The 13,527-nt window shown below is 74.2% G+C and carries 8 protein-coding genes; 4 read left to right on the top strand and 4 right to left on the bottom strand.

What is annotated here, in order from left to right; all coding sequences use genetic code 11:
- Positions 1-17 precede the first annotated feature (17 nt).
- Positions 18-1,520: an MFS transporter gene (locus ACZ6RC_RS18635; RefSeq protein WP_469584428.1), complete on the bottom strand. Its 1,503-nt coding sequence runs from the start codon at positions 1,518-1,520 to the stop codon at positions 18-20.
- Positions 1,521-2,062: 542 nt separating this feature from the next.
- Between ACZ6RC_RS18635 and ACZ6RC_RS18630 the strand changes: the two genes are divergently transcribed.
- Complete coding sequence (locus ACZ6RC_RS18630; protein ID WP_469584425.1) at positions 2,063-4,399, top strand: asparagine synthase-related protein; 2,337 nt, start codon at positions 2,063-2,065, stop codon at positions 4,397-4,399.
- A gap of 133 nt (positions 4,400-4,532) precedes the next feature.
- Here the strand turns inward: ACZ6RC_RS18630 and ACZ6RC_RS18625 are convergent, their stop codons facing one another.
- Both ACZ6RC_RS18625 and ACZ6RC_RS18620 read right to left on the bottom strand, forming a co-directional pair.
- Positions 4,533-6,512: a sigma-70 family RNA polymerase sigma factor gene (locus ACZ6RC_RS18625; RefSeq protein ID WP_469584422.1), complete on the bottom strand. Its 1,980-nt coding sequence runs from the start codon at positions 6,510-6,512 to the stop codon at positions 4,533-4,535.
- 274 nt (positions 6,513-6,786) lie between these two features.
- Positions 6,787-7,611 carry a TetR/AcrR family transcriptional regulator gene (locus tag ACZ6RC_RS18620; protein WP_391139709.1) on the bottom strand — a complete coding sequence of 275 codons (825 nt, stop codon included), beginning with the start codon at positions 7,609-7,611 and terminating at the stop codon, positions 6,787-6,789.
- Between the two features lie 405 nt (positions 7,612-8,016).
- Here ACZ6RC_RS18620 and ACZ6RC_RS18615 point away from each other — a divergent pair, with 405 nt between their 5' ends.
- Positions 8,017-9,333, top strand: coding sequence for an NAD(P)/FAD-dependent oxidoreductase (locus ACZ6RC_RS18615; RefSeq protein WP_469585689.1), 1,317 nt, complete (start codon positions 8,017-8,019; stop codon positions 9,331-9,333).
- Between the two features lie 108 nt (positions 9,334-9,441).
- The gene (locus ACZ6RC_RS18610) at positions 9,442-11,076 is read left to right on the top strand and encodes an ATP-binding SpoIIE family protein phosphatase (protein ID WP_391139707.1); all 1,635 of its coding nucleotides are present in this window, start codon (positions 9,442-9,444) and stop codon (positions 11,074-11,076) included.
- Between the two features lie 40 nt (positions 11,077-11,116).
- On the opposite strand, the gene ACZ6RC_RS18605 is transcribed toward ACZ6RC_RS18610, so the two are convergent.
- Positions 11,117-12,394 carry an MFS transporter gene (locus tag ACZ6RC_RS18605; RefSeq protein ID WP_469585686.1) on the bottom strand — a complete coding sequence of 426 codons (1,278 nt, stop codon included), beginning with the start codon at positions 12,392-12,394 and terminating at the stop codon, positions 11,117-11,119.
- Between the two features lie 142 nt (positions 12,395-12,536).
- Between ACZ6RC_RS18605 and ACZ6RC_RS18600 the strand changes: the two genes are divergently transcribed.
- The gene (locus tag ACZ6RC_RS18600; RefSeq protein WP_391139706.1) at positions 12,537-13,103 is read left to right on the top strand and encodes a MarR family winged helix-turn-helix transcriptional regulator; all 567 of its coding nucleotides are present in this window, start codon (positions 12,537-12,539) and stop codon (positions 13,101-13,103) included.
- Positions 13,104-13,527: the final 424 nt, after the last annotated feature.

The raw sequence follows: 13,527 nt of genomic DNA, 5'->3' as shown, positions 1-13,527 counted from the left end.
ACCCGGTGGGACACGCGTCACGCCGGAGTCATGAGCAGCGGCCGGGCCCGCTCGCGCAGCTCCATGACCCTCGGCTCGTCGCCGTACGGTTCGAGCCGGTGCAGCAGATCGCGGACGTACTCCGTGGTCCGGGCGGACGAGATCCGTCCGGCCACCTCCACCGCGCGCGTGCCGGCGGCGCAGGCCGCGTCCAGATTGCCCGACTCCAGTTCGGCGACGGCCGACACCACGAGCCGCAGCCCGTGCGAGCGGACGTACTCCTCCGTCGGCCGGGACAGCGCCTGCTCGGTGAAGCGGCGCACCTGGCGCGGGGCCTTGAGGTCGCGGTAGCACTCGGCGGCGTCGGCGCAGAACCGGTCGTACGAGTAGAAGCCCAGCCAGGACGGGTCGGCGTCGCCCTCCCGGGAGCGCTCCAGCCACCCCTCGGCGGCCTTGAGCGCCGCGGCGGCGGCCGCCCCGTCGTTGGCCTTGGCGTGCGCCCGGGCCTCGACGAGCCGGAAGAAGGAGAGCGTGCGGGCGGTGGCGAGCCCGCGGTTGCGCTCCAGGGCGGCCTGGGCGAGGTCCACGCCCTCGTCGGCGAAGCCGCGGTAGGTGGCCTGGAGCGACATCGAGGCGAGGACATAGCCGCCGAGGGGGACATCGGCGGCGGCGCGCGCGAGGCGCAGCGCCTGGATGTAGTAGCGCTGGGCGGCTTCCTGCTGGCCGGTGTCGAAGGCCATCCAGCCGGCCAGCCGGGTCAGCTCCGCCGTCGCGCCGAACAGCGCCCGGCCGACCTCGTCGGAGTAGGAGCCGAGCAGCAGTGGGGCCGCGTCGACGCGTAAGCACTCCGGGACCATGGAGGAACGCCAGTCGCCGCCGCCGTACTTGGAGTCCCAGCGGCGCGCGTCCTCGGCGGCCTCCCGCAGCTTGGCGACATCGCTGTGCCCCACGCGCGCGTGGAGGCCGGTCTCCGGCGCTTCCGCCGTCTCCTCGATCCCGCCCGGCGCGCCGATCCCGCCGACCCCGTCCGTACCACCGGCTCCGGCCGCCCCGGAGCGTCGCAGCAGCCGCTCCACGGAGGAGTCGGCGGGGGTTATCAGCCATCGGGAGGCGGGGGTGGCGTAGGCGCTGACCGCGAAGGATCCGGCCAGCGACTGCCAGATCCCGCCCCCGCCGGCCCGCCGACCGGCCAGATCCAGCCGGTAGAGATCGGTGGCGGAACGGACCGCCTCGCCCACGTCACGGGGGAAGGCGAGCCCCACTTCGGGCGCCGGGTCGGCGTCCGCGAGGCCGATCTCGTGGAGCGGCACGGGACGGCCGAGCTTCTGGCCGATCGCGGCGGCGATCAGATGCGGGGCGGCGCCCTGCGGCACCATCCCCTTCGACACCCACCGGGCCACCGACGTCTTGTCGTAGCGGAGCGTCAGCCCCCGCTGCGCCCCGAGGTCGTTGACCCGCCGGGCGAGGCCGGCGTTGCTGATTCCCGCGAGGGCGAGAACCGTGCCGAGCTTTTCGTTCGGCCCGCGTTGCTCCCTGGACATGACGCCACCCCTCGACCACCCAGACGGCCGCCGCGACACCGGGCATAAGCGTGCGGCATTCGTAAACACAGCGTAGTTCGCCGCATCCCTACCGTTAAGGGGCGGTGTGCCGTATGGCGGGATTGTTGTGTGGACCGGCCCGGGACGGCCGGACGGCGCACGGGGTCACCGCCGCGGATGCCGGGGGCGGCGCCGGGGAGCGCGCTCCGGGTGTGTGGCCGTGCGCCCGGCCGTGCGCTCTCGCCCGGCCGGAGGGGGAGCGCTTCCATGAGTGCTGCGTGGGTCGGCCCACCCGGCTGAGAACCGGTGGGCTGGGGGATACCGTCGCCCCCTCCCCGCGGGCGGCGGACGGCTCCGGGAGGCGATCAGCGCCTCCCGGACTGCCGACGGCCGATGAGCCCCCGAGAATGGCCGAATGACGACGGTGGGCAACTGGCCAATGCCAGAGGCCCATTCGCCTTTCGCGCACCCGGCCACGCGGCCCGTCCCGCGCGCTGTTGTCGTGGCAGCATGTCCTCCACCGAACGGACGTGGAGGCGCCGATGCGATGGCTGGTGGGCTGGAGCAGTGTCGCCGCGAGCTTCGGAACGGCGGGGACGTCCGGCTTCCCGGGCACGGCGGGAGCCTCCGGAACGGCGGGTTCCCCGGGCCCGTACGGTTCCCCGAGCTCGTACGGTTCCCATGGCCCGGACGGCTTCGCGGGCCCGTACGGCTCCGCGGGCGCGCACGTCCACGGCTCCTCCGTCCACGGCTCGAACGGCTTCGCGGGCGCCGCGGGTTCCCCGGGTACGGCGGGAGCCGTGGGAGGCGCCGGCGGCATGGGCGGCGAGACGGCGGCCGAGGGGCGCACGCTGCACCCGGTGGGCGCACAACTCCTGTGGGGTGACCCCGATCCCCTGTGGGCGGTGGGCGATTGGCGCCCCGACGAGGTACGGATCGTCGGTGTCGACCCGCACAGCCGCCTCGCCGTCTTCGGCTGCTGCGCCGCGAGCGACGAGGAGCTGAGGAGCGGCCTGTTCGCCGCCCGCGGCGGCGCGTTGCGGCATCTCACCGCCTGGGCGGGCAGCTACACCGTCGTCGTCCAGGTCGGCCGCCGGATCACCGTCACCGGCGACCTGGCCGGCGCCCGGCCGGTGTTCCACACCCCCTGGGCGAACGGCACCGCGTACGCCACCGCGGCCCTGCCGCTCGCCGACCTCATCGAGGCCCAGCTCGACATCGGCCATCTCGCCGCACTGCTCGCCTGCCCCGAGACCCCGGAGGCGCTGCGCGACTCCACACCGTACGAGGGCGTGAAGCGGGTGCCGCCCGGCCACGCCCTGATCCTGCGCGAGGGCTCGCGCGAGATCACCGGCTACGAACCGGTGGCCTCCCTCGCCGTCGCCGCGGCGGAGACCGAGCCGCGACGGGCGGTGGAAGGGGTACGGGACGCGCTGGTCGAGGGGGTACGGGCCCGGCTCACCGCGCCCCGGCACGCCCCCGAGACACCGCTTCCGGACCCGGGGCCCGTCCCCGGCATGGGACCCGCGGAACGGCGGGCCGCCCGGGGCGGCGGGCCGGCGCCCGGGATCGGCGCCGACCTGTCCGGAGGCAGCGCCTCCGGCACGCTCGCCCTGCTGGCTGCCGGGCTTCCCGGGGTGCCCGGCACGATCCTGGGCCACGGCACCGGCGCCGGCGAACGGCTGCTCGCGGTCACCTTCAACGACCTGGCCACCCGCGCCGGCATCCACCGCGAGGAGGAGCTGGAGCGGGCCCGGGCGATCGCCGCCAACCCCCGGCTGCACCACGTCGTCGTCGCGGCCGGCGAGGAGGCGCTGCCCTACGCGGAGCTGGACGGACCGCTGACGGACGAGCCGGGCCCGTCCCTGGTCGTGGCCGGCCGGCACCGGCGGCGCCTCGCGGGCGGCAGCGCGGACCACTTCACCGGCCTTGGCGCCCGGCAGGTCCTCGACGCCCATCCGGCGCGCCTCGCCGACCTGTTGATGGACCGGCGCCGCAGATCGCTCGTACGCCCGGTGACGGCGCTCGCCAAGGCGACGGGCACCTCGGCCGGTTCGCTCCTCGTCCCGCTGACCGTCTACCGCGCGGCCCGCCGCCTGGCCCGTACGCCGTACCGCACCGGTCTGGAGGCCGCCGCGGCCACCCTCCTGGAGGCGAACCGGGCCCCGTCGGGCGCTTTCGGGCCCCTGGAGGCGTCCCTCTCCGCGCTGACCTGGTCGCGGCCGGGTCCGGCGGCACGGTGGCTGACGGGGGAGGCCCTCGCCGAAGTATCGGTTCGCCTGCAGCGGGCGGCGATCCTGCCGGCGTCGGTGCAGCGCCCGGGGGAGGCACGCGCGCGTGCGGCGCTCGCGCGGGCCGCGGCCGACCACCGGGTCCTGGAGCAGGCGGCCGAGATCCGCGGCCAGCGGCTGCACGCGCCGTTCCTGGACAACCAGGTGGTGCGCGCCTGCCGCGCCCTGCCCGAATCGCTCCGGGTCCAGCCGGGCGCCCGGGCGAACGTCCTGCGCACGGTCCTGACCGGGGCGGGCGTCCAGGACCTGCCGCCCGGCTGGGGTGCGCCGAACCCGGCGGTCCCGGCCGCCGCCGCCCGCGCGGGACTGCGCGCCGCCCTCCCCGACCTCCTCGCCGTCTTCGACGCCCCGCTCCTCGCGGACGCGGGCCTGATCGAGGCCCGCGTGGTCCGTGAGGCGCTGCGCGCGGCCGCCGACGGCGCACCGGTCCCCCTGGACGGCCTCGCCGACCTGGTCTCCACCGAACTCTGGCTCCGCCGCCTCCTGGCCCGCCGCGGCTCCTGCTGGACGGGCTCCGCCGCCCCGGCCCCCCGCCAACGCGCGGTCCCGGGGCCCCTGGTGCCGTCGTCCAGGTCGCTCATGGCGTAGGCCGTGCGGAAAGCCCCGCCCGGCCCGCGACGGGGGCGTCCCGCGACGGAGGCGTCCCGCGACGGGGGCGTCCCGCGACGGGGGCGTCCGGCTCGGGGGAACGTGTCCGTCGGGCGACGGGGGAGGGGCCTGCTCAGGCGCAGGTGATCTGCGAGTGCGCCCAGTCCGCGACGGCGACCCGGCCGAACGGCGTCTGGGGCTCCACCACCAGGCGGAGCGTCCGGTGGCCGGCGATGCCGACGTGCACCGGAACCGCCGGATCGCCCGGCCGGACCACGGCGGAGCGCCACAGCCGTCGGCCGTCGCCGTGGACGGAGAAGCGGATGCCGCCGACTCCGAGGGGGGCGCTCATGTCGTCGATGCCGACGACCGCGTCGTAGCCGGTGCACTGCCGGTTGAGGTCGATGGTGAGCGAGGAGGGCGCCTGCACGGTCACGCCGTGCGCGTACCGCGTGCCGCTCATCGAGAGGCCGCGGCGCTGCCACAGGGGGCTGCTGTCACCGAGCCGCACCTCGGGCTTGGTGCCGTCGCCGACGATGCCGTACTCCAACCTGCTGACCTGGTAGAACGTCGGCGGAGCGGGCGGTGGCGGGGGCTTCGGCAGGGTCGGTGCGGGTGTCGGAGCCGGCGTGGGCGTGGGTTTCGGCTGCGGCTTCGGCACCGGGCGGGGCGCCACCGGCCGGGTGGCGGCGGGCGTCGGCTCCGGCGCGGGGGCGGCGGCGCTCCGGGCAGGCGCGGGCGGCCGGGTGGGCGAGGGCTTCGGCTTCGGCGGGGAGACGGGCGTCGAGGGGACGACGGGGGCGACGGTCTGCGGCGTGGGTGCGGGCCCGGCGACCGGCCGCGGGTCGCCGGAGAGCGCCCACACCAGTCCGGCGGTCGCGGCGACGGCCACCGCGGCCGCGATCCCCGCCTTCACCGGTGCGCCGAGCCCTTCGGCGACGGCGGCGGACGAGGCGCCGGCCGTGCCGGACGAACCGGCGCCCGTGGCGGCGGCCGCCGCACCGGCCCCGGCGGCCCCGGCGGCGCCACCGGCCACGGCGCCCGCGGCCTTGAGCGAGAACCCGGCGGCGAACCAGCCGACGACGGCGACCGGCAGCAGCGCGGGGATACCGGCGTTGACGTGTGCCAGCTCCCCTGCGGCGAGCCGGCACTTGGCGCACTCCTCCAGGTGCTTGCGCAGCCCGCGCTCGGCCCGCATCCGCAGCCCGCCGCGCGCGTGGGCGCCGAGCCGGTCGGCGTAGCGGGCGCAGTCCCCGCCCGCGGTGAGGGACTGACTGACGTGTGCCTGGAGATAGGCCTGCTTCAGACCCTCCCGGGCCCGGCTGGCCAGGACTGCGGTGGCGTTGGCGGTCAGCCCGAACAGCGGGGCGACCTCGCTGGGTGATTCCTCCTCGACGGTGGTGTGCCAGAGCACGGCCTGCCAGCGCTCGGGCAGCGACCTGAACGCCTGCATGGCGAGGGACTGTTCGGCCTCGTGCATGGCCCGGACGTCGGCGCCGAGGTCCAGGGTGTCCTGGTCGGACACCTCCGAGCCGTGGGCGGCGTGCGCCGCGAACACCGCGAAGTCCTCGACCAGGTGCTCCCGCTTCCGGGTCCTGGTCCAGTTCGCCGCGACCCGCCGGACGGTGGTCAGGAGGTAGGCGCGTACCGCCTGCTCGGGTCCGGCCCCGCCCCGTACGGCCTGGAGGGTGCGGGCGAACACCTCCGCCGTCAGGTCGTCGGCGGTGTGCGCGTCCCGGCAGCAGGTCCGGGCGTAGCGCCGCACGGCGTCGGAGTGGCGTCGGAACAGCTCTTCGTACGCGCTGTCGTCGCCGCCCCGCATGAGCTGGATCAACTCGCCGTCGGAGGGCGGCAGCTCGACCGGCGGCGGCAGCACCCCGCCGTCGTCCGCGCCGTCCCGGTAGAACGTCCCGCCGTCGCCCTGCCCCGGCCCGCCGCGTTCGCGCTGCTGGGGGACGCTCGGCTCGGAACCCACGGGCGCGGCCGCCGCGCCCCTCGGGGCGCCGGAGGAGCCTCCCGGGCCGCCCTGGCTCGGCACCTGCCGCACGGCCGGCCGGTCGGTCCCCGTGGCACCGCCCTGGCCCAGCGGCTCGTCCCGTCCGTCACCGCTCATCGCGGAAGCCCCCGTACGCACGCCCTAGACCAGAACACCGGCCAAGCGTGACACAGGGCGCGGGCATGCCGAGCCCTCAACTCCACTTACCACTCGTCCGGGGCGACTCCCCCGGACGGGGCGTAACCGAGCGCCCGTTCCCATGAGTTCGCACGAGCAGTCGCACGCCGACCCGCGCGTTCACGATCAGCAGGCACGAGCACGGGCCCAGACGCGTTCCCACCCGGATCCCCGCCGCCGGACGCCCGTCGGCACGGCCCGGCGGGCGACCCCGCTACCGCGACCGCAGGCCCTCCAGCAGGATGTCCAGGAGCCGGGCCGAGGCCGCCGCCTGCTGGACCGCGTCCGGCAGGGCGGGCGCCGCCGTGGCGATGACGAGGAGGACGTCCGCCACGGTCACGTCGGCCCGCAGCTCACCCGCCTCGCGCGCCCGGTCGACCAGCCGCCCGACGACCTCCAGGAGCTCCGCCGCACCGGCGTCGTCCTGCTCGGCCACCGGCACCGCGCGCGGCGCGATGACCCGGGCCGAGGCCTGGTCGCCGACGTTCCGCTGGTGCGGCACCCGCACCGCGTCCTCCGAGGAGCGCCCCTCGCCGACGGGCGGCTCGCCCTCGCCGGCCGTACCCTCGTCCACGCCGACCCTCAGCACCTGCGGCGGCAGCAGCCGCCCCGCGCCCGAGGCCACCGACGTCCGCAGGAACCGGGAGAGGGCCGACCACGGCTCCTCCTCCTGCCCCAGCGCCGTCCGCGCCTGATCGGTCAGCCGGGCGGTCTCCTCCTCGGCTATCCGGCGCACCAGCACGTCCTTGCTGGGGAAGCGGCGGTAGACCGTGCCCACGCCGACCCGGGCGCGACGCGCCACGTCCTCCATCGGCGCGCCGTATCCCAGCTCGCCGAAGACCTCGCGCGCCGCGCGCAGGACGTGCTCGAGATTGCGCTGCGCGTCCACGCGCAGCGGGGCCGCCCGGCCGATGCCCGAAGGCGCCGCCGGTATCCCGGCCGAGACACCCGACATCCCCGTCGGCGTGCCCGTACGTCCGTTGACATGGCCGTCCGTCGCCGCGACGACGGTCTGGCCATACGCATCCTGCATGTGCATAAGCGTTCCCCCGCTCATGATGTCTCCCCCCGGAGACTTCCCCGCCCTGACACGGGATCCCGGACCCCTGCCCCGCGCTCTGGTCCGCGCACGGCCGTCCGATACCCCGACGAGGTACGAACATAGTTGAGTCGGGGTCAATTCAGAAGGGGGAGTTCCGTACGGTGCGCCCCCCGATCGGAGCAAGGACCGGAACTCTCCCGATTCCCGCCCTCCACTTCGCCCCGCGCGCCCGGCCTGACCTGCGTACTTCCCCCGGTACCCACCCCACGCGCCACCCCACGCCCCCGCACATCCGCGGTCACACAATTTGCCGGGCCTGTGGACAAACCCCGAACGGCGGTGCGTCATGGGACAGTGACCGAACCTGCGCGCATTCTCGTTGTCGGCGGTGGCTACGTCGGGATGTACACCGCGCTGCGCCTGCAGCGGCAGCTCAAGGCCGAGCTGAGAAGCGGTGCCGTCGAGATCGTGGTGGTCACGCCCGACCCGTACATGACGTACCAGCCCTTCCTCCCCGAGGCGGCCGCCGGTTCGATCTCCCCGCGCCACGTCGTCGTCCCGCTCCGTCGCGTCCTCGACAAGTGCGGGATCGTCATCGGCGAGGTCCACTCCGTCGACCACGCCAAGCGGACCGCGACCCTCTCCACCCTCGCCACCGAGGAGGAGGGCACCGGCACCGTCCAGCTCACCTACGACGAGCTCGTCATCGCGCCCGGCTCGGTCTCCCGCACCCTGCCCGTCCCCGGCCTCGCCGAGTACGCCATCGGCTTCAAGACCGTCGAAGAGGCCATCGGGCTGCGCAACCACGTCATCGAGCAGATGGACATCGCCTCCTCCACCCGCGACCCGGGCCTGCGCGACGCCGCCCTCACCTTCGTCTTCGTCGGCGGCGGCTACGCCGGGGTCGAGGCGCTCGCCGAGCTGGAGGACATGGCCCGCTACACCGCGCGGTACTACCACAACATCAAGCCCGAGGACCTGCGCTGGGTGCTCGTGGAGGCCACCCACCGGATCCTCCCCGAAGTGGGCGCGGAGATGGGCACGTACGCGATCCGCGAACTGCGCGCCCGCAACATCGACGTACGCCTCGACACCCGGCTCGAATCCTGCGAGGACCGCGTGGCCGCCCTCAGCGACGGCACCCGGATCCCCACCCGTACCGTCGTGTGGACGGCCGGCGTCAAACCCGCGCCCGTCCTCGCCGCCACCGACCTGCCACTGAACGAACGCGGGCGGCTGAAGTGCACGGCGAACCTCACCGTCGAGGGCGTCGAACACGCCTGGGCCGCCGGCGACGCGGCCTCCGTCCCCGACGTCACCGCCGACGAACCCGGCCGGGAGTGCGCCCCCAACGCCCAGCACGCGGTGCGCCAGACCAAGGTCCTCGCCGAGAACATCGCCGCCTCCCTGCGCGGGCAGCCCCTCAAGGAGTACGCCCACGCCTACGCCGGTTCGGTAGCCTCCCTCGGACTCCACAAGGGCGTCGCCCACGTCTACGGACGTAAGCTCAAGGGCTACCCCGCGTGGTTCATGCACCGCGCCTACCACCTCAGCCGCGTCCCGACCTTCAACCGCAAGGCCCGCGTCCTGGCCGAATGGACCCTCTCGGGCCTGTTCAAACGCGAGATCGTCTCCCTCGGCTCCCTCGAACACCCTCGCGCCGAATTCGAACTCGCCGCCGCACCCCCGCCCCCGAAGAACGGCCCGAGGCCCGGCTGACACCGATGTCAGTGCGGTCGGTCACACTGGACGTGTGACCATAGGTGGGCTCACACCTGCACAGAGTGACTCAAGCACGGCCAACGACACCACGAGGCATACAGATCCGTGAACTTCACCCGTTGGAGCGCCCGGCTCCCCGGCACGCAGCGCCGCACGGCGGCGCGGGGGACCGAAGGCTCCGTGCCCGCGGCCCGCGGTGAGTACGGGCCGCAGCTGGAGCACCTCGCCGACGAGGCTGCCGACGTCCCCGCCCTGGACGACTTCTCCGTACGGGAGGTCATCGGCCGGCTCCCCGGCCTGCTCGCACTCGCGCACGGCCCGGAGCACCGCATCGCGTACGTCAACGACGCCTATGCCGCCGCCTTCGGCCCCCGGCCCGCCGGCGCGACCGTCGCCGACGCCTGCCCCGAGGCCCACGAGCTCGGCCTGCTGCCGCTGATGGACCAGGTCCTGCGCAGCGGCAAGCCCCGCACGGTCAAGTCCCGCAAGACCCGCGACGGCGGCTCGTACACCGTCACCTGCCTGCCGGTGGAGTCCTCGCGCTTCGCCGGCGGCGGTGTCCTCGTACACGCCGCCGACGTCACCGACCACGCCGAGGCCGCCGAGCGGCTGCGCACCAGCGAGCGCCGCCACCGCGAGACCGCCGTCACCCTCCAGCGCTCCCTGCTCCCTCAGGAGCTGGAGCAGCCCGACGACCTGCGCATCGCCGCCACGTACCAGCCCGGCGGCACCGACGCGGCCGTCGGCGGCGACTGGTACGACGTCATCACCCTCGGCGCGGGGCGGACCGCGCTCGTCATCGGGGACGTGATGGGCCGCGGCGTGCGCGCCGCCGCCGTCATGGGCCAGCTCCGCACCGCCGTGCGGGCCTACGCCCGGCTCGACCTGCCCCCGCACGAAGTGCTCCAGCTCCTCGACGGCCTCGCCGCCGAGATCGACGCCAGCCAGATCGCCACCTGCGTCTACGCCGTGCACGACCCGAACGAAGGCAAGCTCGTCTACGCCTCCGCCGGCCACCTGCCGATCCTCGTCAGGGACGCGGACGGCTCCGTCCGGCGCGCCGCGGACCCCACCGGGCCCCCGCTCGGCACCGGAGGCTGGCTGCACACCTCCGGCAGCATCGCCCTGCCCCCCGGCTCCAGCGCCGTCCTCTACACCGACGGCCTGGTCGAGCGCCGCCGCGAGGACATCGACGAAGGGGTCGCCGCCCTGGAGCGGGCGCTCTCCGGCGCCACCGGCACCCCGCAGGTCGTCTGCGACCGGCTGCTGCGCTCGCTCGGCGTCACCGCCGAGCACGACGACGACGTCGCCGTCCTCGTCGTCCAGCACCCTGCCCGCAAGGGATCCGACGCCGAGCTGTTCCACAACGCCGCCCTGGAACTCCTCGGCGGTGTCGAGGCCGCTCCCCGCGCGCGTGCCTTCGCGTCGGGCGTCCTCTCCAGCTGGCGCTTCCCCGTCGAACTGCGCGATCTGGGCGTCCTCGCCACCAGCGAGCTGGTGGCGAACTCCCTCCAGCACGGCACCCCGCCGATGCGCCTGCGGCTGCGCCGCACCGACCGGCGGCTGATCATCGAGGTCACCGACGGCGACGACCATCTGCCGCGCCGCCGCAGGGCGGAGACGGAGGACGAGGCGGGCCGCGGAATCTCGATCATCGCGACGATCGCCTCGTCCTGGGGGAGCCGCCGCACACCCGGCGGCGGCAAGGCGGTCTGGTGCGAGTTCGCCCTGCCGGACTGAGCCGGTCCGCTCGGGCCCGCGGGCCCACCGGCCCCGGGCCTCAGGCGGCCAGGGTCTCCTTCTCGGGCTGGTGGCGTGCCACCACCCGGGACGGCCGGGCGACGAGCGACGGCTGGTCCTGCTCGGGCGTGAGCTGCCTGCCGAGCCGCAGCGCCAGGAAGGTGATCCCGAGCGAGAAGAGCACGAAGGTCACGATGTACGGCCCGTGCAGCGCGGCCCCCATGGGGCCGCCCACGGCCGGTCCGACCGCCAGCGCGAGCTGCTTCACCAGGGCGAACGCCGAGTTGTACTGCCCGACCATCGCCTCCGGCGCCAGGTCGGCCACCAGCGGCGCCACCGTCGGCGACAGCATCGCCTCACCGAGCCCGAAGAGGGCGTACGTGGAGACGAACGCCGCCGTCGCCATGGCCTGGCTGCCGTGGCCGAGCCCCGCGTACCCGGCGAAGACCCACGCCACGGTCCAGATCAGACCGACGGCCGCGATCACCCGGCTCCGCCTGCGGCGCTCGACGAACCGCAGCACCACGAACTGGGCGACGACGATGACCGCCGTATTGGCGGCGAGCGCGATCCCGAGCGTCGACGGCTGGATGCCAGCGGCCTCGGTCCCGTACGCCGCGAGACCCGACTCGAACTGCCCGTAGCAGGCGAAGAACAGGACGAAGCCAAGGACGCACAGCTGCACCATGGCCTTGTGTCCCAGCAGCGCCCGGACACCGCCGCCCTTCGAACCGGCCGGCCGGCTGCCCTGGAGGGCCGGGGATCCCGGAATCCGCACGGTCAGCACGATCGCGGCGAGAACGAGGAACATCGCCGACTCGATCGAGAAGAGAAGGAGGAAGCTGCCGGGCCGGCTCTCGTCGACGAGCTGGCCGCCGATCAGGCCGCCGACGCCGAGCCCGAGGTTCTGCAGGAAGAACTGCATCGCGAAGGAGCGGGTCCGGCCGGCCGGGTCCGAGCACCAGACGATCATCGTCGCCAGCGCCGGCTGCATCACGGCCGTACCGGCACCGAGCAGCGCCGCGGACCCCACGACCGAGGCCACGCTGCCGGACAGCCCCATGCCCAGGGCGCCGAGCGAGGCCAGCACGGCGGCGACCAGAAGGACGGGGACGGGCCCGCGCCGGTCGATGGCGCGCCCGCTGAACGGAAGGACGACCAGCGCGGCCATGGCGAAGGCGGCGAGCACGATGCCCGCCGTGGTCGCGCCCAGATCCCGCACCTGGGCGACGTACACATAGAGGTACGGAACGGTGAAGCCGAGTCCGAACGCGCTCAGCGCGCTCCCCGCCTGGATCCGGCGCATCGCTGCACCCATCGCCTTGGTCACACTCACCCACTTCGATCGCGGGTTCAGGCTTGTACCCCTGAGCCCTGAAGACTTCAATCCTAAAGTTCGATCCTTAACTGTACACATCGAAGGACTTCAACGCCAACGTGGGCCGTGGAATACTCGGCGCATGTCCGACACACCCGAGCAGTCCGGCCCGCAGTCCCTGCAGGAGCCGAGCCTCGACGAGCAGATCGCCGCCTATCAGCGCGAGTACCGCGACCTCGACCCCCAGGTCGAGAAGGTGGTCTCGGCCCTCGGCCGCCTGAACCGCCGGATGAACGTCGCGTACGGCCGCCAGGTCGCCGATCTCGGCATCAGCAACGCCGAGTGGGAGGTCCTGAAGACCCTGGTCCTCTCGGGCGCCCCTTACCGCCTGGGCCCCGGTGAGCTGGCCAAGCGCCTCGGCCTCACCCCGGCCGCGATGACCCACCGCATCGACCGCATGGCGGGCGAGGGCCTGGTGACGCGCGACCGCGACGAGAACAACCGGGTCCGCGTGATCGTGGAGCTGACCGACGAGGGCCGCTCGAAGTGGCTCGAGGCGATGCGGATGGCGACGGACTTCGAGGAGGAGCTCCTCCAGGACCTGTCGAGCGACGAGCGCGGTGTCCTCGGCGAGATGCTGATCCGCCTGCTCCGCCGCGTGGAACACACCCAGCCGGACGCGGGCGGCCGGCTCACCGACCTGGACTGACGCCCTCTGTGGAGGGGGTGTCCGGCCCTCACCGGGCGGGGGTTGACACGCCCCGTCCGTATCCGTAGTGTTCTCCGAGTTGTCACGGGGCCGGAACGGTTCTGCGGCAGCCACTCCCGCCGCTGATGCGGCAACTCAACCCAGCACGATCTCCCGACCGGGACGAATTTCGGCATGCCGAAATTCATTTCGAAAACCTCGATTATGAGGGACCCGGGAAATCCGCTAGAGTTTGAGCGTCGGAACGGCCCAACAGCCGCGAAGACAACTCCCGCTGACTGGGAATCAGGCCCGAAAGGATCTGATAGAGTCGGAAACGCAGGAAGGCTGAAACGGGAAACCGAAGAAGCCGGAAAGCACCGAGGAAATCGGATCGGAAAGATCTGATAGAGTCGGAAACGCAAGACCGAAGGGAAAAGCCCGG

The sequence above is a fragment of the Streptomyces sp. NPDC048353 genome (assembly GCF_055587165.1).
The sequence above is the reverse complement of the archived record's forward strand: the minus strand, read 5'-3'. Positions and strand labels throughout refer to the sequence as shown.